The organism is Peribacillus sp. NPDC096447, from assembly GCF_044762725.1.
GTDB lineage: Bacteria > Bacillota > Bacilli > Bacillales > DSM-1321 > Peribacillus.
In genome coordinates this window covers 447861-466287 of record NZ_JBIWEV010000002.1, presented here as the reverse complement: position 1 = coordinate 466287, position 18427 = coordinate 447861, and the positions used below count along the sequence as shown (strand labels likewise).

Here is an 18427-nt window from a genome sequence, read left to right as displayed (position 1 = left end):
AAAAAAACTCACCAAGATGGCGAGTTTTTTTGGTTAATCAAAAGATGTCCTGAATTTTTCCGCAATATATGGCATGGTTGAAGGCACCTCTTGAAGCTCCATTTCGGGATAACGGACAGCGGTCAGTTTTCCACCGAAGACGCAGCCTGTATCAATATTGTATGTTTGATTGACTCGTCTAGCTTCAGGAACTGGTGTATGTCCATATACGATCCATGTTTCCCCTTTGTATGTTTGGGCCCAGTCCTTCCTGACCGGTGACCCATCGGGATGTTTGGAGCCATTGATATCACCATAGAGGACAAAGGTTTTTACTTTACTGCTATATTGACCAATATAGTCACTGCGAATTCCTGCATGGGCAATGATCAATCTCCCTTCATCAATCAGGTGATAAAGTGGGGATCGTTCATACAGATCCATGAATTTTTTTCGGATCTTCTTCTGCTCCCGGATGTTCAGTGATTCATATTCAGCTACAGTAGTCTCTAAACCGTGTGATATTTGAACTTTATTGCCTGAAAAATAACGATATAATTTATTGCAGTGGTTACCTGGGGCATACCTTGCTATATTTTGGTTAATGACTAATTCATGGACAATCTCGATTACTTGAAGGGAATTTGGGCCGCGATCGGTTAAATCCCCTACAAAGCCGAGAATCCTTCCAGAGGGATGTACAGGAAACCCAGTCTCCCAAGTATAGCCCATTTTTTCGGTCAGCTGCCTGAATTCAGCGAAACATCCATGAATGTCCCCTATGATATCGATGTTCATTTGACACATCCTTTGTTTGTTTTGTCTATGTTTATGGTATTAGTATAGTATTATTTAAAAAAATAAAATATAAACGAGGAAATGAAAAAATATGTTTTAGGAGGTGTATGGTTATGGAGGAGATGAAGGACCGGGAGCGGGAGAGCAGTCAAATGAATAACGAGCTTTTGCTTGAAGCACTTAAAACGGAAAATTTGGATCAGTTTCGTACGGAGTTCCTTGAAATGCATCCATATGATCAGGCTCAATTTTATACAAGCTTGTCAGATGAATTCAGATCCGTCGTTTACACATATTTGTCACCGGAAGAAATGGCGGACCTTTTTGAAAATATAGAAATAGATGAAGAGGATTACGAAAGCCTGCTGGCTGAAATGACCCCTTCTTATGCAGCCGATATGCTTTCCAATATGTATGCGGATGATGCGGCTGACGTCCTGAATGAAATCAATGATGAGCAGGCCGTCAGCTATTTGACCATCATGGATGATGAAGCGGCAAGTGAAATCCAGGAGCTTCTGAACTATGAGGAATCTACGGCAGGAAGCATCATGACGACAGAGTTCATTGCCATTGAAGCAAACGAAACGGCTCGATCAGCCATGCAGATCTTAAAAAGGGAAGCTCCGGAAGCGGAAACGATATATTATGTGTTCGTTACCGATCAGGATAAGAAGCTGCTTGGTGTTTTATCGCTCAGGACATTGATCATAGCTGATGAAGATGCTTTAATCGGTGATTTAATGGATGACAGGGTGGTTTCCGTACCTGTATCTGAAGACCAGGAAGAGGTGGCACGAAAAATAAGGGACTATAACTTCCTTGCCGTGCCTGTCGTCGATTTCCAAAACCATTTGTTAGGGATCATTACGGTTGATGATATCATTGATGTCATGGATGAAGAGGCATCTGATGATTATTCCAAATTGGCGGGTGTATCCAATTTGGACAATGTGGATAAGAGTCCCTTTTCTGCTGCTAAGAAACGGCTGCCATGGTTGATCATCCTTTTGTTTTTAGGTTTATTGACCGCCAGCCTGATTGGCCGTTTTGAGGAGACACTTAGTCAAAAAGCGATTCTTGCTGTATTTATTCCATTGATAGGCGGAATGGCTGGCAACACAGGAACTCAAGCATTGGCTGTTGCAGTACGGGGAATTGCAACTGGGGACTTGGAGCAGGATAGCAAGTGGAAGCTAGTTTTGCGGGAGGCTGGGACAGGCCTCATCACCGGCCTGACATGTGGAATAGCCATCATTTTAATCGTATATATTTGGCAAGGGGATTTAATGCTCGGTTTATTGGTCGGCATATCTATTTTCATTACATTGATAGTCGCCACACTCGCGGGATCGCTTGTACCGCTCCTCATGCATAAAATGAAAATCGACCCGGCAGTAGCCTCCGGACCATTCATCACAACCATCAATGACATTATCAGTATCCTGATTTACTTCGGATTAGCTACATTATTCATGGGTTATTTACTATAAGCTAAAGAAGGCTTTTTTGAAGTGTTATTCCCAGGTGGCTTCAGAAAACGGTGTTTTTATCAGAGGAAATTTGATATACTGTCATTAGTAGCAGGTACTAATAACTTGTATTAAAAATAGGAGGTCACATACGATGACTTTTTCATTAGAAGGAAAAACGTTTGTCTTAATGGGTGTTGCGAATAAAAGAAGTATTGCATGGGGAGTTGCCCGTTCCTTACATAAAGCAGGTGCAAAGCTGATCTTCACTTACGGAAAAGACCGTACGGAAAAAAGCGTTAGGGAACTATCTTCTACATTGGAAGGAGAGCCCTCCATCATTTTACAATGTGATGTAACGAAGGATGAAAGCATTGAAAAATGTTTTGCGGCGATTAAGGAAGAAACAAGTATCATTCATGGCGTGGTACACAGTGTCGCATTCGCTAACAAGGAAGAGCTGGACGGTGAGTTCGTCAACACGAGCCGTGAAGGGTTTTTGCTTGCCCATAATATCAGTTCATTTTCTTTAACGGCTGTAGCTAAAGCGGCGAAGGAAATCATGCCGGAAGGTGGCAGCATTGTCACAATGACGTATCTTGGCGGTGAACGGGTCATGCCTAATTATAATGTAATGGGAGTGGCCAAGGCCTCACTTGAAGCCAATGTCCGTTACCTGTCAAGTGATCTTGGCAAAGATAACATTCGAGTGAATGCAATTTCAGCCGGACCTATCCGTACCTTATCCGCTAAAGGTGTTCGTGACTTCAATACAATTTTAAAGAAGATTGAGGAAGAAGCACCGCTTCGTCGTACAACGACTCCTGAAGAAGTAGGGGATACGGCAGTATTTTTATTAAGTGACATGTCCCGCGGGATTACCGGGGAAAATATCCATGTGGATTCTGGTTATCATATAATTGGATGACAATAAAGGAGGGGGCCGACATCGGCCCCCTCCTTTATTGATTTTCCAATCCTTTGTCTCCTTGCTCTTCAAAGATGGGAGATAATTTTTGTTTACCGGTATCTTGAAGTTCTACCTCAACCCAAATTGATCTGAGCGTATCATCTTCCAAGGGGATCATTCCTTCTCTCTCAATTCTTTTCCACGTTTCAATATCCTTCCGATAGAGTAGTTTAGAGAATTTGAAGAGGTCGATATCTCTTTTTTGCGTATATTGATATGTCTTTTTTATCTCTTTCTTGATGGAGCGTTTTATTTCAGCTTCATATTGTTCACGTGTTATATCATTTTTCATCATTTCCACACTTGCTTTAATTTTCAAATTGACATCAAATCGGACTTTCCCGTTTCTCTCGGTGATAGGAGTGATTTCTGTCTTTTTATCGTAAAGGACGACAGATGCGTCCTTTTTTGTTCCGGGGAAAAGGGTTACGCTATCACGAACGAAATCTTTATTGACTAATCTCCCTCCATTCATGACATTCTTAGGCAGAAATTCTTTTATTTTATTATTGGAAATGATAGTTACACTTTCCATTAATAATTACTTCTTCTTTTTATCCTGACCGGTCCATTGCTCTGTTATTTTTAGTTCTGGTATGGAAACTTGATAAGCTGGTTCATCCAGTTGAATGATAATTTCTCTTAGATTAATGGGCGGGATGAAGGAACTTTGATGATAGTTATCATCTGGATCACTCAATTTTGAAAATGCCATGGATATATTTTCAATGGGAGAAATGAGCATGGCATCTTTTATTGAATCCTTAGTCATGAAAAAGTAAATCCGATAGCGTGTTTCACGATAACGGTCCAAAAAATCAACCGTATATTTGAGTCCGCCGACATTAAGCGCTTCTTCAGAAAAAATCACAAATGAGAGGTGTCCCCAATAAATACGCCGATCGGCTGTATGATATAAATTAAATAATGCTTCTTCCAAAGTGTTTCCAGTAGCTGTTCCAACATCAGCTGCGCTAAGTGAACTTGGGTCACCGCCGGATTCCGATTTGGCTAATCCCTTCATATTTATTATTTGAAGGTGAACGATGACTTTGCCGTTTTTATAATCGATGCCTAAACCATTTGCATACACAAGGCGTTCAGGTTCATTGGAATCCCAGCATCCGGTGAGAACGAAAACACATAATAAAAGAATTAGAGCGCTTTTCGTTTTCATTTATGTCCTTCCTCACCTTTCTTCGTAGGATCTTTTGAAGAAAAGATGGATGGGCGTCTTTTATCCAATGAGGGAGGAATGCGAAAAAGTGTTTTGACTATGTTGGACATACTCAAATTAGCGGAAACTTCCATATAAGGAACTCCTAATATCCGGATATTACTTACATATGCACATAAAAATAGAGCTAGTAGCATAAATGCGAAAAGTCCCAAGAATGAAGCGGATATAATGGCAACGAGTCTTATTAAGCTGATGACACCAATGATCGCTTGATTGACGAGAGTAAAAGTGGCGACAGCCGAACCGGCAATGACTACAAGCATGGCCGGACTGGTTAAACCGGAACGGATGGCGGCATCCCCTATGATCAATGCTCCTAATACACTTAATGTAGGTCCAATCGATGTGGGGAGACGCATCCCTGCTTCTTTGAAGATTTCAAAGACGATTACCATGGTAATTGCCTCCAGTGCGGTTGGGAGTGGCAGTCCCCTTCTTGACTCCACTACTGTTGCCAGCAATATCAGCGGGAGCTGGTCTTGATGAAAGGTTGTTAATGCGACCCAAAAACCTGGTAATAGAGCCGCAATAAAAATACCGAATAATCGAAGGGACCTTTCAAATGAAGCGTAAATGGACGTGTATTCATTATCTTCAGATGTTTTTAGGACAATGAAGAGGTTGATTGGTGTAATCATTGTGTAGGCAACACCATCAATTAAAATTAAAAGTCTTCCTTTTAACAGGCATTGTACGGCAAAATCCGGTTTTCCTGAATAGTCATGCCTAGGGAAAAGTATCGAAGGCTTTTCTTCAATCAATTCCATAAATTGATTACCACCATATATCCCATCCACATCGATTGCTTCAATTTTTCGAGATATTTCCTGGACCATATCAGGATTAGTTATGTCATCCATATATAAAACTGCGACTTTAGTCAAAGTTCGCCTGCCCACCTCGAAATATTTAACACTCAAGGAGTTTGTTCGCATTCGCTTACGGATTAAAGCGACGTTAATGGATAAATCTTCTATGAAATTATCTCTAGGGCCTTTTATCGTGACTTCGGCAGATGTTTCCTCAGGGGTGCGTTGGGGACGCTTAGAAATATTAGCGGATAATAAATATTCGAAACCCTCAATGAGAAGGATTAACTTCCCAGAGTAGATGTCTGCAAATAACTCTTCCTTTGTGTTAACTTCGGCGAGTTGAGGAAGGTAAAGGGAGTCCTTTAACTCCTCGAGTGTCAATTTTCCCTTTGGGTACTTTTGGAAAAATAATGTCAATCTTTCAAAAACAAGATTATTTAACAGTTCGGTATCGATAAGTCCTTCACATCCTAATAATGTGACTTTAAGGGGAAACTCATTGCGATATAGACTGCTTTGGAAAAAAACATCTCCTGAATTTTGAAATATTTTTCTTAAATCGGATTCTTCTTTTATTTCAAGCTTTTCTATGTAATCCTTTTTACTTTTCGGATTGGACAGTTGCTTTTTTGTTTTTTTGAACATCGGATGTTGGCCTCCTTTTTCTACGATTGCTGAAGAAAACAAAAATACTTAAAAGGATGGAAACCGCTAAAAAGAACCAGAATGTAATCGGCATGACATATACTCCGATAATGTGATATAAAATTACATCACTGAAGCTGTATGCGTTGGAGACGATAAGGATAATAGAATAGGCAATGAGCAATATCATTTTGCTGCGCTTTTTTTTTATGGATAGCACTTCCAGTGATAAGAATAAGAAAAACGATACTCTTATGAAGGCTCCGGTTAACCATTGGTAAATCGAGAGGAAATCAAGATGCTCAATGAATCTACCTAAAGTCACCAATCCCCATTGTTCAAAAGCCGGATACTTTTGTCTGGAAGCCTCCATTGGACCGAACTCCGTAATGGAACCAATTAGGGGGCCAAGGATTAGCCAGGTAAGGATAGTGGCATTTAAGGCAAAAACCTTGAATTTTATTTTCCCATGAACTTTTTGCTGCATGAATAGTATGACAATCAACTCAATAAGCCCGGACAAAGGATAGATCATTCCAGAAAAAACGGGGGACCATCCATTTTCCATGATTGGCTTTAATAGTGAAAAATCCTTAAATTGGATATTTGTGATAGCTACAAAAAACCCAAAAATGATTACCGCAGTCAGTACGAATGTGTTAGTGATAACAATCGTTTGGATGTTAGTGGAAGCAAGAAAAAAACATAATCCCGTAAAAAGGATTATTTCAAGGATTGGTGGCGTTATGGGTAAATAGGATACCTTTGTCCACACAATCATCTCTTTTAAGGACACCGCAGCTAATGATGCGAAAAAGATACTTATGACAATGGATAAAGTTTTGCCTGGTACCTTTCCGATATTCGTTTCCATCCATACAAATATGTTGGTCTGACCGGTGGCTTTGTGAATGTAAAACAAAAGTAAACACCAAATCATTATCAAACCAAAAGCAAGCAGTACGGAAATCCAGCCATCCCGTTTTGCACTTGGCAGTAAATGAGGAAGGATCGTTACATGATTTTTTAAACCGACAGCCGTCATCACGATTAAAGATAGTTGTACGGTTGAAATCTTTCCACTTTTTTTCATCTTCGGAGCTCCTTTAACAACCATTATTTTTTAGTTTTCTCCACTAATGCCCAGCATATCCAAGATTGGTTTATGTCCTTTTTTGGGGGAGTGGCACATCTCCAGCATAAAGAAGGGTGAATTTCATATAAATGATACATAGAGCGGATATTCATTGTTTGCGAGAATCGGCATAAACCTGCTTTCAACCCTATTCGTGAAAAAGAAGGAGGGGCATCATGGACGTGAAGAAAGTTGGTCTGCCTTGTGCTGATGGAAAACAAACCATACAAAATACGCTGAAGAGACATATCAATTTGCATGAAAAAAATATCAGCACTTCATATACCCCCGAGGAATTGGTGGAGCTATTGTCCCGACTTCCAGCCTTTGCACCTAAGCCTGTTTGTAAGTTCATCATCAATGACCGTACACTATTCGGGAAATTGGAACAAAAAAAAGAATCCAGTTTGTTCATAAGGCATAAATTCGGGAAAAAAGTTGTCCAATACCAAATGGAACAGCTGCAGTCCGTGGATATTCTGAAATATTAAGGAGGGTTTTCATGTCAGAGAAAAATGGCGATAAGGAATCCAAACCACTTTTATATGTCGATCAAGCAAAAATATCAGATCTGCGTGGAAATATGCAAAGTGATTTTCGAACGAAAAAGGCTAAACCTCAAGACAGTGTTGAGCCGGAGCTTCAGGATGAAACCGAAAATAAAGAAGAAAAAATCGAACAAATCAAACGCGAATTTGGTGTTTATGATGCCATGAAGGAAATTGAAAAGGAGATTACGGGATTAAGGAAAATCACCGAACAATATGTCCCTAAGCAAACTCCGGTTGAAGAATTGGAACATCCTGAACAAATAGAACAGGAAAACGAAAAGCCAGTTAAGAGAAAAAGGAAAAAGGTGGAGAAGAAAGAATCTTCCCGGGACATCATTTCCCGCTTATCCAATCATCAAGGTTTTCCAAAGCCACTATGTGAGGCTGTTATTAACGGGGAAACGCTTCAGTTTCATGTGTTGGGTATGAAGGGGGAATCTGTGAAGATTAAAAGAGGGAACCATATCCGTTTCGTGGGTCTGCCGGATATTATCGATGCCAAAATAATTGAAGAATCCAAGTGAAGGAGCAATATTAAATGTTTCCCCCACAAAATGAATTTACTTTATTTATCATATTAGGCTTGGCCTCCTTCAGGCTGACACGTTTGATCGTCTTCGATAAAATCATGGAGCCGTTGCGCCGCCCCTTTTTTAAAGAGATAGAGGAAAAAAATGAAGAAGGAGAAGTGGAAATATTTTTAATTCCCAAGGAAAAGGGCTTGCTTGGCTGGTTTGGCCAATTGCTAAGCTGTTTTTGGTGCGTGGGTGTCTGGGTCAGCCTTTTTCTGGTTTTTATTTATATCCAACATTGGTTTATAGGTGACGTACTGATATTAATCCTTGCCGTAGCAGCAGTAGGAGCGATTATTGAAGTCATAATCAGCAAAATTATGGACATTTGATTGGAAACAACTTGTCTCTTCGTTCATATAGTATGGTATAGATGTTAAAGGAGGAGTCATAAATTGAATCAGAAACAGAATCCATGGGCTTATGCCAAACCGATGAAAAAAGAACAACCGGTCAAAATCAAGAAAGACTGTGGCTGTAATAATAACAATAAAAATAAAGGCTATTGAGAAAAAAAACCTTTCCATTCGGAAAGGTTTTTTTATTTCCTAATCCTACCATTCATAAAAAAACAGTTAAACAAGAAAATAACAATAGAACGATAAATTAGGATGTGATTCTATGTTCAGACAAGGAAGGTATTTGAAGGCCAGCTTTCTGGTTTTTATAGTTGTTTTGTGTGTGCTTACTGCATGCAGCAATAAGAATGATGGAAAAACAGAGAATTTAGCAATGATTAAACGTACGGATCCTGAACCGATGGATATCATTAATGGAATGGATGAGAAGGATGAAAAGGGACTGATCTCAAAGGTCAAGGAAACAGTTGCCAATGAAGACACCATCTATGACGTGATCGTCGTGAAAAACGACAAAAAGATTATCGTCGCTTATAAAGTTAAGCACTTACAACGTTTTCATATGAAGAAAATTGAAAAGACTGTGACTGAACATCTGGAAGAGAAGTTTCCCAAAAATGATTTTATCGTATCTAGCGATTATAAAATCTTTTTGGAATCGGTAAGATTGAACGAGTTACTTAAGGAAAAAGATGTACCCGAGAAAAAGGCAAGGAAGAAGTTCAAGGAAATTGAAGAACTTCAAAAAGAATTAATTTAGAAGAGAGGTTCAGCACTATGAGCGGCAAGGAGAAAACGACCCCAATACAGGATGCGTATCAAGAGCTTCAAGGGAAGCATGAAATTAAAAGACCATTAGTGAAGAATTGTTTGAAAGCCTTTTTGGTAGGTGGCATACTCTGTACAGTCGGACAAGCCATTTCCTACTTCTATATTTATTTTTTCAACTTTACGGAGCAGACAGCCGGAGGCCCGACCACTGCTACCATGGTGTTCCTGGCTCTTTTGATGACCGGTTTCGGGTTTTACGACCGCATTGGCCAGTTTGGGGGGGCAGGGAGTGCCGTCCCTGTTACGGGGTTCGGTAACGCAGTCATTTCTGCAGCCATCGAACATCGGACGGAAGGTTTTGTACTTGGAGTTGGATCCAATATGTTTAAATTGGCCGGATCGGTCATTTTATTTGGAGTATTTTCAGCCTTTGTCGTGGCGTTGATAAAAACGATTTACCTAATGATTGGGGGCTAAGCGGTGTTAAAGGGAAAACAAACATGGATGTTCACCAATAAACCGGTCATCTTGGAAACAGGGGTAACAGGCGGGCCATTTGAGGCTAATGGAGAAATCGCGGGTGATTTCGATATTCTATACGACGATTTGTGGATGGAGCAGGATTCATATGAGAAAGCTCATCGGCATTTGATGGAGAAAGCGGTTGAGCTTGCCTTGGAAAAAGGTAAGATCGGCAAGGAGCAGGTGCAATTTTTCTTGGCGGGTGATTTAATCAATCAGGTTACACCTACAAGCTTTGCAGCGAGAACCAATGGAATTCCATATTTCGGCTTGTTTGGAGCCTGTTCCACATCGATGGAAGGACTTGCTCTAGCTGCCTTCATCACTAATTATGGCGGGGCTAACTATGTGTTGACAGGTGCCTCGAGCCACAATGCAGCTGTTGAAAAACAATTTCGCTATCCAACTGAATATGGCGGGCAAAAACCACCTACAGCTCAATGGACGATAACGGGAGCGGGGGTGGCGCTTGTTGCTCCTGATGGAAGCAAGCAAGGGGAATTTCCCCATATTGTCTCCGCCACTATCGGTAAGGTCATTGACATGGGATTGAAAGATCCTTTCAATATGGGGGGAGCGATGGCCCCAGCGGCAGTCGATACGATACTTGCCCATTTCAAAGATACTGGTTTGACCCCGGATGATTATGATTTCATCATTACTGGTGATTTAGGTCAAATAGGGAGTGAGACAGCTCTTGACTTATTAAAGCAAAAGGGCTGTGATATCAATCAGGAAAAATTCAAGGATTGCGGATTGATGATTTTCAAAAAGGACCAGCCTGTTTTGGCTGGCGGGAGCGGTGCGGGATGTTCGGCAGTGGTATTATACGGTCATATACTGAATGAAATGATTTCCGGCAAATATAAAAAAATCCTGCTGGTCGCAACAGGAGCATTATTGTCACCACTTTCCGTCCAGCAAAAAGATACGATTCCGTGCATTGCCCATGCTGTAGCCATTGAATATGGGATGAATTCATGAAAAAGGAGAGATTTCGATGTTAGCAATGTTTTTTTGGGCCTTTGTCATCGGTGGCTTGATCTGTGTAGTCGGCCAGCTTCTTTTCGATGTTGCTAAGCTGACACCGGCACATACGTTAAGCTTGTTCGTTGTAATAGGAGCTGTTCTTGGCGGATTTGATTTATATGAGCCGCTTGTTGACTTTGCCGGTGCCGGAGCAACCATACCGATCGTTTCGTTCGGGAACTCGCTGGTGAACGGGGCGATGATGGAATCGGAAAAACATGGTCTCGTCGGCGTACTGACAGGCATGTTTGAAATTACAAGTTCCGGTATCTCTGCAGCAATCGTCTTTGGATTCATCGGAGCTTTGGTTTTCAGACCAAAAGGATGAAACAAGCGGAAATAGGCAGCCTGGACTAGGACATGGCCTATACATATTTGTCCAGACCTACATATGTTATCAGTAAGCTTTAGCGAGAGCGAGGTGATATGTATGTTTGGTTTTGGTGGCTACGGTTGTTGTGGCGGCAGCGGTTATGGATATGGCTGCGGTTATGGCGGAGGATACGGTGGCGGCGGTTCCACTTTCGCGATAATCGTTGTATTGTTTATCCTATTGATCATTGTAGGGGCTTCTTTCTGCTAAGGTAAATGGAATAGGCAGAAGAAGCCTATTCCATTTTTTTTATTTGTATGGGCCTAGCACCATTTTTCTGATAATGCCATAGGATAGGTACAGAAAAGGGAGGGGCTTAGGTATGGATAATAACTTTTTTAAAAACATAGAAGGTAAAACCGGCGTAAATATGAAAGATGTATTAGAATTGGCAAACTCGCTCCAAGGAGCCAATTTCAAAGATGAAACGACTGTTAGAAATGTCATTAAGCGCGTTTCAAAAATCGCGAATAAACCGGTCAATAAAGAAACGGAAGATAAAATCGTTCATTCCATCGTAGCTGAAGGGAATAAACTCGATTTCGGGACGATATCCAATATGATAAATAAAAAGTGAAAAAAGGCCTGCTATCATGCAGGCCTTCAGACTGCAGACAAACTCGAAGAAAGCGGGTTTGCCTGCAGTTTTTTTATTAAAAAAAAGTTGCATCTTGATTTCGTTCCTTAAAATTGTAAGTGATTCGGGATGAGACCATTCCAAACCCTTTTTTGTTTTAACTATCTATTTCCATATATGGTTAGCATCAGCTTTTGGTCAAAGCTTCAAGAAACGTGATGGATGGGCGGTCCGTCCACGTCTAGTTTGCGGGATGGAAAGATAAAGATCCTTTTTGGCCCTGGTTGCCGCTACATAGAGCAATCGTCTTTCCTCTTCAAGAGGGGATAGTTCCCCTTTTCGGTAAGATTCAAGTGCGAAATCATGAGGGATGCTGCCATCGACAGCAGCAAGGACATAGACGGTTTGGTATTCAAGCCCTTTGGAACGGTGTATGGTGGTAAGCTGTATGGCATCCTTAAAATGTTTCGATAGCTGTTTAATCTCTTGAACCATCGCAGTCATATGATCGACATGTTCAAGGAAAGCGGCGACGGTGGGAAAACGATTTGCCGCAACCTTTAAGTCACGGATGTCATCGGACCCTTTTTCCAGGTTCGCATCATTTCCGCGTTTTTTTACATATTCCTGGTATCCTAAATCTTTTTCGATGATTTCTAAAGCTACGAGTGGCGACATTATTTTTAAAGAGCGTATCTGTCCTGGAATCGTTTTTAATCTTCGTTCCTGAAAAGCATGTCCTGTCTTAACAAAAGCAAATGCATCGATAAAATCACAATCCTGCAATATTGTCATTGCTTTTAATTCTTGTAATATACTTTGCTTTAAGAATAAGGAGGAAAGGACATCAGCTGCTGCCTTGCTGTCATGCGGAAACAAACTCAAACGCATAAAGGCAAGCATGCCGCGAATGACCTTGCGCTGATAAAACGAATCCGCATCCTTTTCAATGACGAATGGCAGGTTGGAAGCGGCTAGGCGTTCAAAAATGGCCCTGGACATCGTGTGTGTCCTGTACAATACCGCAAAATCCCCAGGGTTTGCTCCCTTGGATATTTTCTCTTGGATATCGGATACGATCATCGTTGCTTCCAATTCCTCATCATAAGGATAAAATAAAACAGGGGGATTTCCTGAATCATGCTGTGCCCTCATCTTTTTCTCCATCCGGTTCTGGTTGCGCTTGATCAATCGGTTCGCTGTAGCGACAATTTCATGGGAAGAGCGGTAATTCTCCGTCAGCTTCACAACTTGGGAACGAGGGAAATCATTATTGAAATTCAAAATATACTTCGGATCGCTTCCCCGGAATGAATAAATCGATTGATCATCATCTCCAACTGCACATACATTTTTTGATTCAGCAGAGAGGAGTTTTATCAATTCATATTGAACTTTATTGATATCCTGAAACTCATCTACCAAAAAATAATTAAACCTTTGCTGATATTTCTTTAAAAAATCGGGGTGGTTTTTTAAAAATACATAACAGCCTACAAGCATATCATCAAAATCATACTTCCCTGTTTGCTGTTTATATTCTTCATATTTCTTATATAAAAATAAACACGATTTCTCCCAATCGTCCTTAGGTTGGATATCTTCTGGAAAAGCCAATGAGTTTTTCCAAAGCCCAATTTGTTGAAGGGCTTGATCATATGCAAATTCCTTATCATCAAGTTCCAATTCCCTTCCAGCCTGTTTCAATACCTTTTCTTTTTCCCACTCCCACTTCAATAGGAAATCACGCTGCCATTTAGCTGGTTCATGGAAAATCAGGATTTTATAAAAGATGCTATGAAAGGTCCCGCTAACGATTTGAGAAACAAGGGAAGGAGTCATATAAGGGTAACCGAGCAGACGCTGCTGCATTTCCTTTGCGGATTTTGCCGTAAATGTTACAAGCATGATACTTTTAGGATCAATCTTTTTCACTGTAAGCATGTAGGCTGTGCGTACCGTCAATACTCGGGTTTTCCCGCTGCCTGCTCCTGATAGGACAAGAATTGGTCCATCAATCGTCGTTACCGCCTTTAGTTGCTCTGCATCGAGAACAACCCCTGATGAGGATAATTCTTGAAAGTATGGTTCCTCTGATTGTGCCAGGCAGGATGGTTTATCTGAATATTTCGGATTGCCGGTTATGGGCCGGCTTTTAAGGAAAGGTTCTGTAATGGTTTTCGTTTCCGTAATGGTTCGTGATGTAGGAATCCTAAATCCATTCTGTTCCATATATTCTAATGGCTTTTCCTCTTTTATTGGTTCTGAAATTGGCATGTCACAGGGTACCTGCGAGGGATCACTATGATAAAAATAAGGCGTTTCATGGATTCCAATAAATAATTTCACTGGTTTATGACAAATGATACAAGAAAGCTGATCACGTTTTCCTTTTTCAAAAAGTGTCTGCAGCTCACCAGCTGAAACGGTATGTAAATGTACGATTTCATTGCCAGATTTTGCTTGATTCATATAAATGGATACCTCTAATCTATTAAAAATATCGGCAATACTCATCATACCAGAAGATTAGGAAAAAAGAATGCGGAAATCATGTTTAAAGTTTCGGACAGGTAATTAAATGACAACACAATTATGTAAATATAAGGAGGGAAAACTATGGGGTACATAGCACCTGTCACACAATTTGATTATATTCAATATGCCAACCGGACGATCGAAGCTGCAGAGAATGTAAGAATTGTTAAAGGGACGGCAACCATTCAACCTGTCCGTTTTGATCAGGTGCTGGAAAGGGAAAGGGAAAGCTTTGAAGGACTACATCAAATGAAAGATAATAATCGGGAAAGTACATATGGGGCAGGCACATATAAATATCAAATGGGCATGAGGGTCAGTAAAGAAATAACGGCGGAAATGACAGGAAAAGGCAGGTTTTTCAACGAAGTTGTCTAGATATGCCACCAAAAACAAAAGAGGACACGCGAAGTGTCCTTTTTGTGTTGATTCCTTAGAGAATGTCAATTTCTACGATTAGAGCTAACAATAGTTGCAGTAATAATTGGATGTTTAGAGCGATTTGTGCATCAGTTGTTGTAATGTCGATATCACGGCTGTTTTCAACAATTGTTTTTTGGCGCGTGATTTGTTTAACATTAGAAGATTGGATTAATTCTTGAGTGATCTTTTCAGCATTATCAGAATCTGCGATGGAAATGCTTACGATGACCGCAATTGCAGCTTGTAGAGCAGCTTGAAGAGAAAGGGCCGCTTTAACATCCGTAGAAGTGACATTTACATTACAAGAATCTTTAATGTAAATAAGTTCTTCAGAAAGCTGAAATTGATTATTATCCTGTATTGCCTCTTGGCTAATGCGTGTGTCATCGTCGTTACAGAACCCTGACAGGGGATGTCTGGAAGCGGAATCTAAAGCCGACCATGATCTTTCAGAGTCTTCATGTGTGTTACAGTTGCTACGATATACATTTTGGTTCATGTTGTTTTTTCCTCCTTAGGTTTTATTCCCTATTAAAATATGCTTTGATGGGTAATCGGGTTGGACGAATAAATCAGTTAATTCGTCTATTTTTTAATACTTAGAGAAAGTATTAGTGTGTGGGGATGAATATTAAAGAAGCTGGAGCTTTAGGAATGAAATGTAAGTGCTGCTATGTCTCGGTTTACTTATTTCTCGCCAGCAAGTAAGGTTTGATTAGGTGATATGGTGTGTCATTTATCTTTGGAATCCGTGAATTTGTTGTGAATGGAATTTGTAACTGGATTAACATCATGTTCCGTGATGTTCTTTTCTTGGTTTATGATTTTTAGTGATTGCTCTTGTAAATGGCGAATAGTTTCTTTAAGGTTGTTTTTCTCTCTTTCGGTTAGATCGACCTTTTCCTTTTTGAAACCATGTTTTCTCATAGTCCTCGAAACCAGCAGTTCCATCAGTCTTTTTTGAGACTCCTCCAGGTTAAATTCATTGTTACCCATAAAATTTTCCCTCCTTCTTGCTTTCTATATATAGACTATGTATTTTTGCGGAGATTGCCATTGAACGGAAATGATTTTTTTATAAAACGATAATTTAAGTTCATGAACGAACAAAAAAAGCTGTCCAATCAGAGAACTGAAAGGACAGCTTTTTTATATCATAAAATGGTTTTCTTCATCGTTTTATGAGGGATGCCGGCATCCATGAATTCGTCGGAAACGATCTCATACCCTAATTTCGAATAAAAAGGGATGGCATGCACCTGGGAATCAAGCTTCAATTGAGGTACTTCCTGCTGGATGGCGTATTCCTCAATGGCATTCATGATCATGGCACCGGCACCATTCTTACGGCCCGATGATAGTACACAAATGCGCTGGACTTTACCGATGTTGTCGATGACCCTGAAACGGCCGGCACCGATTGGCTGATGCTGCTCATCATATAAAACGAAATGTGTAGACTCTTCTTCATATTCATCGATCTCTTCTTCAAGAGGGACGTTTTGTTCTTGGACGAACACTTTTTTTCGAATCATATAAGCATTTTCAAGCTCTTGGCTGTTCTCTGCGATTTTTACAAACACGAAATCATTCAGCTCCTAATCTAAATGTTTCATAAACGGTCCATGCCCCATCTTCAAGTTGATACAGCAAGTGAACTCGTTTAACCTCTTCTTCATGGCTGATGTCAAGCATGCTTAATTGGCCTAAAACATCAGAATGCTCATTATCGGATAAATCTTGAGCGATGGTAATATGCGGGACAAAAGCATGCTCACTTTCACTTTTCATGAAGTCCTCATTGTTAAGTGCATCATGCAGCTCTTGAAGCCCTTCGGATAATTCCACTTTGAAATAAATAGTATTGCTTACGGGTTGGAAAGACTTCGTTTTCGTAACGTTCATCGTAAATGGCCTGCATTTACGAGCAATGTCTTTTAATTGATCCGCGATTGTTGAAATTTCCATATCCGTCGCTTCGAACGTTGGTTTAAGCGTCAGGTGCGGTGGTATGAAAGCATATTTCGTATCATACCGTTTGCGATAGGAGTTAGCTAAATCTTGAAGTTTTTTTGAAGGGAAAATTGCAACACCATATTTCATAAATAAAACCTCCTGATATTTTTTTATTGTTGTATTATAGTTGGACATGTTTTTTCTTGAAACCATCTCAAAAAGAGATGGTTAGAACATTTCCAATAGTGCTCGTTTTAAATCTGCCTGCCAGTATTTCCAGGTATGATTACCTTCAAATTCTTCATAGAAGTAAGGAAATCCTTTTTGGTTAATTAATTTATGCAATTCCCTGTTGGGTTCTATGAAGTTTGCCTTGTTGCCATCCGTCGTCGGAACATCTGTTTCGCCAGTCCCGATTACATGATAGAGTTCGAGGAGATGCGGATCCTCAAAATTACGTACAGCATCCATTACTGCTTCATTGGCAAGTGGCGACTGCATGATGCATTTACCGAATGTATGCGGATACTTTAGTGCGGCCAATAAGGAAACTGTACCGCCAAGAGAGTCACCGATCAAAGTTCGACCATGTCCCATTTGATAGGTTGGGAATTCATCATCTAAAAACGGGACAAGTTCATGGGCAAGAAAACGTATGTATGCATTGTGCTGTTCCCCGTCCGGATGATATTTGCGCCTGCGGTCAAAGCGGTCTTTATAAGGAATGCCGACAATGATGATATTCTCAATCTCATCGTTCCCTAACAGTTCATCTGCTACCCGGCCAATTCGACCCATTTGAAAATAATCACGGCCATCCTGAGCAATCACAAGCGAATATTTATACAATGGCGAAAAATTAGCAGGCAAGTAAACAAGCAGTTCCAATTCTTCTGCTAAAGCCTCGCTTTTAAACATGTACTCTTTAATTGTGCCTTTGCGTAAACTCATTCTCCCGCACCTCAATGATAATTAATAATGAAAAACAACTTACTTGATTATTTTAGCATAGCCTTGCGACTTTTTCCCGTGACAAGATTTTAGAATAGAAAATTTTCATTGTATTTTCTAAAAATTTGAATAATAAGGTGCTATAATAAAAGGATATAGAAAAATAATACAATAAAAAAGGTGGCGAATAAAATGGCAGATGTACAGGTACACAGCAGGGAAGTAACGAAGGCGGCTAAACGAACATTATTAGAGCGTGGTGTCAGTGTGGAGGCAATTGCAAAAATCGTTTATGAATTGCAGTTCCCGTACAAAGCTGATCTTAAGCTGGAGGAATGCATCCACAGCGTTGAGCGTGTCCTGTTGAAAAGGGAAATTCAACATGCCATTTTAGTCGGTGTGGAGCTGGATAAACTGGCCGAGCAAAAAAAGCTATCAGAACCCCTGCAATCGATTGTTGAGTCTGATGAAGGGCTATTCGGAGTGGATGAAACGATTGCCTTTGGTGCAGTACTCGGTTACGGAAGCATTGCTGTAACGACCTTTGGCCATTTGGATAAAAATAAAATAGGCGTCATACACGAACTTGATAAGAAGCAAGAAGGAATCGTGCATACCTTCCTGGATGATATCGTTGCAAGCATTGCCGCGAGTGCCGCCTCAAGGTTAGCTCACCGTCTGAGAGATGAAGAAGAATCGTTAACCGAACAGGAAAAGGACATCCAGGAAGAAGAAGAGTTAATCGGTTGAACCT

General features: G+C 40.4%; 24 protein-coding genes. 13 read left to right on the top strand and 11 right to left on the bottom strand.

Annotation, left to right across the window (positions count from 1 at the left end):
- Positions 1-33: 33 nt before the first annotated feature.
- On the bottom strand, positions 34-777 hold the full coding sequence (gene prpE / locus ACIQZD_RS09175; RefSeq protein ID WP_402901027.1) for a bis(5'-nucleosyl)-tetraphosphatase PrpE: 744 nt from the start codon (positions 775-777) through the stop codon (positions 34-36).
- Positions 778-899: 122 nt separating this feature from the next.
- Here prpE and mgtE point away from each other — a divergent pair, with 122 nt between their 5' ends.
- A complete protein-coding gene (gene mgtE, locus ACIQZD_RS09170) occupies positions 900-2270 on the top strand; it encodes a magnesium transporter (protein ID WP_350302812.1) in 1371 nt (456 codons plus the stop codon).
- A gap of 133 nt (positions 2271-2403) precedes the next feature.
- The gene (gene fabI / locus ACIQZD_RS09165) at positions 2404-3177 is read left to right on the top strand and encodes an enoyl-ACP reductase FabI (RefSeq protein ID WP_352921951.1); all 774 of its coding nucleotides are present in this window, start codon (positions 2404-2406) and stop codon (positions 3175-3177) included.
- A gap of 34 nt (positions 3178-3211) precedes the next feature.
- Here the strand turns inward: fabI and ACIQZD_RS09160 are convergent, their stop codons facing one another.
- Genes ACIQZD_RS09160 through ACIQZD_RS09145 form a run of 4 tightly spaced genes read right to left on the bottom strand, consistent with a single transcriptional unit; the run spans position 3212 to position 7009 of the window.
- On the bottom strand, positions 3212-3754 hold the full coding sequence (locus tag ACIQZD_RS09160) for a Ger(x)C family spore germination C-terminal domain-containing protein (RefSeq protein ID WP_402901022.1): 543 nt from the start codon (positions 3752-3754) through the stop codon (positions 3212-3214).
- A gap of 6 nt (positions 3755-3760) precedes the next feature.
- The gene (locus ACIQZD_RS09155; protein WP_402901019.1) at positions 3761-4396 is read right to left on the bottom strand and encodes a Ger(x)C family spore germination protein; all 636 of its coding nucleotides are present in this window, start codon (positions 4394-4396) and stop codon (positions 3761-3763) included.
- Positions 4393-5916 carry a spore germination protein gene (locus tag ACIQZD_RS09150; protein WP_402901016.1) on the bottom strand — a complete coding sequence of 508 codons (1524 nt, stop codon included), beginning with the start codon at positions 5914-5916 and terminating at the stop codon, positions 4393-4395. The genes ACIQZD_RS09155 and ACIQZD_RS09150 overlap by 4 nt, the downstream gene beginning before the upstream one ends.
- Entirely contained in the window at positions 5873-7009 is a 1137-nt protein-coding gene (locus ACIQZD_RS09145) for a GerAB/ArcD/ProY family transporter (protein ID WP_402901013.1), read from the bottom strand. Before ACIQZD_RS09145 ends, ACIQZD_RS09150 begins: the two co-directional genes overlap by 44 nt.
- A gap of 218 nt (positions 7010-7227) precedes the next feature.
- Here ACIQZD_RS09145 and ACIQZD_RS09140 point away from each other — a divergent pair, with 218 nt between their 5' ends.
- From ACIQZD_RS09140 to spoVIF, 9 genes are all read left to right on the top strand, one after another.
- Positions 7228-7542: a hypothetical protein gene (locus ACIQZD_RS09140; RefSeq protein ID WP_402901010.1), complete on the top strand. Its 315-nt coding sequence runs from the start codon at positions 7228-7230 to the stop codon at positions 7540-7542.
- A gap of 11 nt (positions 7543-7553) precedes the next feature.
- Positions 7554-8126 (top strand): hypothetical protein, encoded by a 573-nt coding sequence (locus ACIQZD_RS09135; RefSeq protein WP_402901007.1) that lies wholly within the window; start codon positions 7554-7556, stop codon positions 8124-8126.
- A 14-nt stretch (positions 8127-8140) separates the two neighbouring features.
- Positions 8141-8506 (top strand): DUF1360 domain-containing protein, encoded by a 366-nt coding sequence (locus ACIQZD_RS09130; protein ID WP_402901004.1) that lies wholly within the window; start codon positions 8141-8143, stop codon positions 8504-8506.
- Positions 8507-8795: 289 nt separating this feature from the next.
- Complete coding sequence (locus tag ACIQZD_RS09125; protein ID WP_402901001.1) at positions 8796-9293, top strand: YhcN/YlaJ family sporulation lipoprotein; 498 nt, start codon at positions 8796-8798, stop codon at positions 9291-9293.
- A 17-nt stretch (positions 9294-9310) separates the two neighbouring features.
- Positions 9311-9781, top strand: coding sequence for a stage V sporulation protein AC (gene spoVAC / locus ACIQZD_RS09120; protein WP_402900998.1), 471 nt, complete (start codon positions 9311-9313; stop codon positions 9779-9781).
- Positions 9782-9784: 3 nt separating this feature from the next.
- Positions 9785-10810: a stage V sporulation protein AD gene (gene spoVAD, locus ACIQZD_RS09115; protein WP_241590594.1), complete on the top strand. Its 1026-nt coding sequence runs from the start codon at positions 9785-9787 to the stop codon at positions 10808-10810.
- A 16-nt stretch (positions 10811-10826) separates the two neighbouring features.
- Positions 10827-11183 (top strand): stage V sporulation protein AE, encoded by a 357-nt coding sequence (spoVAE, locus tag ACIQZD_RS09110; protein WP_063577046.1) that lies wholly within the window; start codon positions 10827-10829, stop codon positions 11181-11183.
- Positions 11184-11285: 102 nt separating this feature from the next.
- Positions 11286-11438: a YjcZ family sporulation protein gene (locus tag ACIQZD_RS09105; protein ID WP_402900993.1), complete on the top strand. Its 153-nt coding sequence runs from the start codon at positions 11286-11288 to the stop codon at positions 11436-11438.
- Between the two features lie 112 nt (positions 11439-11550).
- A complete protein-coding gene (spoVIF, locus tag ACIQZD_RS09100) occupies positions 11551-11805 on the top strand; it encodes a sporulation-specific transcription regulator SpoVIF (protein ID WP_034314458.1) in 255 nt (84 codons plus the stop codon).
- Between the two features lie 198 nt (positions 11806-12003).
- On the opposite strand, the gene ACIQZD_RS09095 is transcribed toward spoVIF, so the two are convergent.
- Positions 12004-14277, bottom strand: coding sequence for an ATP-dependent helicase (locus ACIQZD_RS09095; RefSeq protein WP_402900990.1), 2274 nt, complete (start codon positions 14275-14277; stop codon positions 12004-12006).
- A gap of 147 nt (positions 14278-14424) precedes the next feature.
- Between ACIQZD_RS09095 and ACIQZD_RS09090 the strand changes: the two genes are divergently transcribed.
- Positions 14425-14721, top strand: a complete 297-nt coding sequence (locus ACIQZD_RS09090; RefSeq protein WP_402900987.1) for a hypothetical protein — start codon at positions 14425-14427, stop codon at positions 14719-14721.
- A 55-nt stretch (positions 14722-14776) separates the two neighbouring features.
- Here the strand turns inward: ACIQZD_RS09090 and ACIQZD_RS09085 are convergent, their stop codons facing one another.
- From ACIQZD_RS09085 to ACIQZD_RS09065, 5 genes are all read right to left on the bottom strand, one after another.
- Positions 14777-15265: a spore coat protein gene (locus tag ACIQZD_RS09085; RefSeq protein WP_402900984.1), complete on the bottom strand. Its 489-nt coding sequence runs from the start codon at positions 15263-15265 to the stop codon at positions 14777-14779.
- A gap of 233 nt (positions 15266-15498) precedes the next feature.
- Positions 15499-15762 carry a hypothetical protein gene (locus tag ACIQZD_RS09080; protein ID WP_402900981.1) on the bottom strand — a complete coding sequence of 88 codons (264 nt, stop codon included), beginning with the start codon at positions 15760-15762 and terminating at the stop codon, positions 15499-15501.
- Positions 15763-15920: 158 nt separating this feature from the next.
- The gene (locus ACIQZD_RS09075; protein ID WP_402900978.1) at positions 15921-16349 is read right to left on the bottom strand and encodes a GNAT family N-acetyltransferase; all 429 of its coding nucleotides are present in this window, start codon (positions 16347-16349) and stop codon (positions 15921-15923) included.
- Between the two features lie 4 nt (positions 16350-16353).
- The gene (locus ACIQZD_RS09070) at positions 16354-16869 is read right to left on the bottom strand and encodes a YjcG family protein (protein ID WP_402900975.1); all 516 of its coding nucleotides are present in this window, start codon (positions 16867-16869) and stop codon (positions 16354-16356) included.
- An 81-nt stretch (positions 16870-16950) separates the two neighbouring features.
- Positions 16951-17673 carry an alpha/beta hydrolase gene (locus tag ACIQZD_RS09065; protein ID WP_402900972.1) on the bottom strand — a complete coding sequence of 241 codons (723 nt, stop codon included), beginning with the start codon at positions 17671-17673 and terminating at the stop codon, positions 16951-16953.
- A gap of 192 nt (positions 17674-17865) precedes the next feature.
- Between ACIQZD_RS09065 and ACIQZD_RS09060 the strand changes: the two genes are divergently transcribed.
- Positions 17866-18423 (top strand): phosphatidylglycerophosphatase A family protein, encoded by a 558-nt coding sequence (locus ACIQZD_RS09060; RefSeq protein ID WP_101224089.1) that lies wholly within the window; start codon positions 17866-17868, stop codon positions 18421-18423.
- The last annotated feature ends 4 nt before the right edge of the window (positions 18424-18427 follow it).

Coding starts and splice junctions, on each gene's coding strand:
- prpE (WP_402901027.1), bottom strand. CDS start 777: ATGAACATCGATATCATAGGGGACATTCATGGATGTTTCGCTGAATTC.
- mgtE (WP_350302812.1), top strand. CDS start 900: ATGAAGGACCGGGAGCGGGAGAGCAGTCAAATGAATAACGAGCTTTTG.
- fabI (WP_352921951.1), top strand. CDS start 2,404: ATGACTTTTTCATTAGAAGGAAAAACGTTTGTCTTAATGGGTGTTGCG.
- ACIQZD_RS09160 (WP_402901022.1), bottom strand. CDS start 3,754: ATGGAAAGTGTAACTATCATTTCCAATAATAAAATAAAAGAATTTCTG.
- ACIQZD_RS09155 (WP_402901019.1), bottom strand. CDS start 4,396: ATGAAAACGAAAAGCGCTCTAATTCTTTTATTATGTGTTTTCGTTCTC.
- ACIQZD_RS09150 (WP_402901016.1), bottom strand. CDS start 5,916: ATGTTCAAAAAAACAAAAAAGCAACTGTCCAATCCGAAAAGTAAAAAG.
- ACIQZD_RS09145 (WP_402901013.1), bottom strand. CDS start 7,009: ATGAAAAAAAGTGGAAAGATTTCAACCGTACAACTATCTTTAATCGTG.
- ACIQZD_RS09140 (WP_402901010.1), top strand. CDS start 7,228: ATGGACGTGAAGAAAGTTGGTCTGCCTTGTGCTGATGGAAAACAAACC.
- ACIQZD_RS09135 (WP_402901007.1), top strand. CDS start 7,554: ATGTCAGAGAAAAATGGCGATAAGGAATCCAAACCACTTTTATATGTC.
- ACIQZD_RS09130 (WP_402901004.1), top strand. CDS start 8,141: ATGTTTCCCCCACAAAATGAATTTACTTTATTTATCATATTAGGCTTG.
- ACIQZD_RS09125 (WP_402901001.1), top strand. CDS start 8,796: ATGTTCAGACAAGGAAGGTATTTGAAGGCCAGCTTTCTGGTTTTTATA.
- spoVAC (WP_402900998.1), top strand. CDS start 9,311: ATGAGCGGCAAGGAGAAAACGACCCCAATACAGGATGCGTATCAAGAG.
- spoVAE (WP_063577046.1), top strand. CDS start 10,827: ATGTTAGCAATGTTTTTTTGGGCCTTTGTCATCGGTGGCTTGATCTGT.
- ACIQZD_RS09105 (WP_402900993.1), top strand. CDS start 11,286: ATGTTTGGTTTTGGTGGCTACGGTTGTTGTGGCGGCAGCGGTTATGGA.
- spoVIF (WP_034314458.1), top strand. CDS start 11,551: ATGGATAATAACTTTTTTAAAAACATAGAAGGTAAAACCGGCGTAAAT.
- ACIQZD_RS09095 (WP_402900990.1), bottom strand. CDS start 14,277: ATGAATCAAGCAAAATCTGGCAATGAAATCGTACATTTACATACCGTT.
- ACIQZD_RS09090 (WP_402900987.1), top strand. CDS start 14,425: ATGGGGTACATAGCACCTGTCACACAATTTGATTATATTCAATATGCC.
- ACIQZD_RS09085 (WP_402900984.1), bottom strand. CDS start 15,265: ATGAACCAAAATGTATATCGTAGCAACTGTAACACACATGAAGACTCT.
- ACIQZD_RS09080 (WP_402900981.1), bottom strand. CDS start 15,762: ATGGGTAACAATGAATTTAACCTGGAGGAGTCTCAAAAAAGACTGATG.
- ACIQZD_RS09070 (WP_402900975.1), bottom strand. CDS start 16,869: ATGAAATATGGTGTTGCAATTTTCCCTTCAAAAAAACTTCAAGATTTA.
- ACIQZD_RS09065 (WP_402900972.1), bottom strand. CDS start 17,673: ATGAGTTTACGCAAAGGCACAATTAAAGAGTACATGTTTAAAAGCGAG.
- ACIQZD_RS09060 (WP_101224089.1), top strand. CDS start 17,866: ATGGCAGATGTACAGGTACACAGCAGGGAAGTAACGAAGGCGGCTAAA.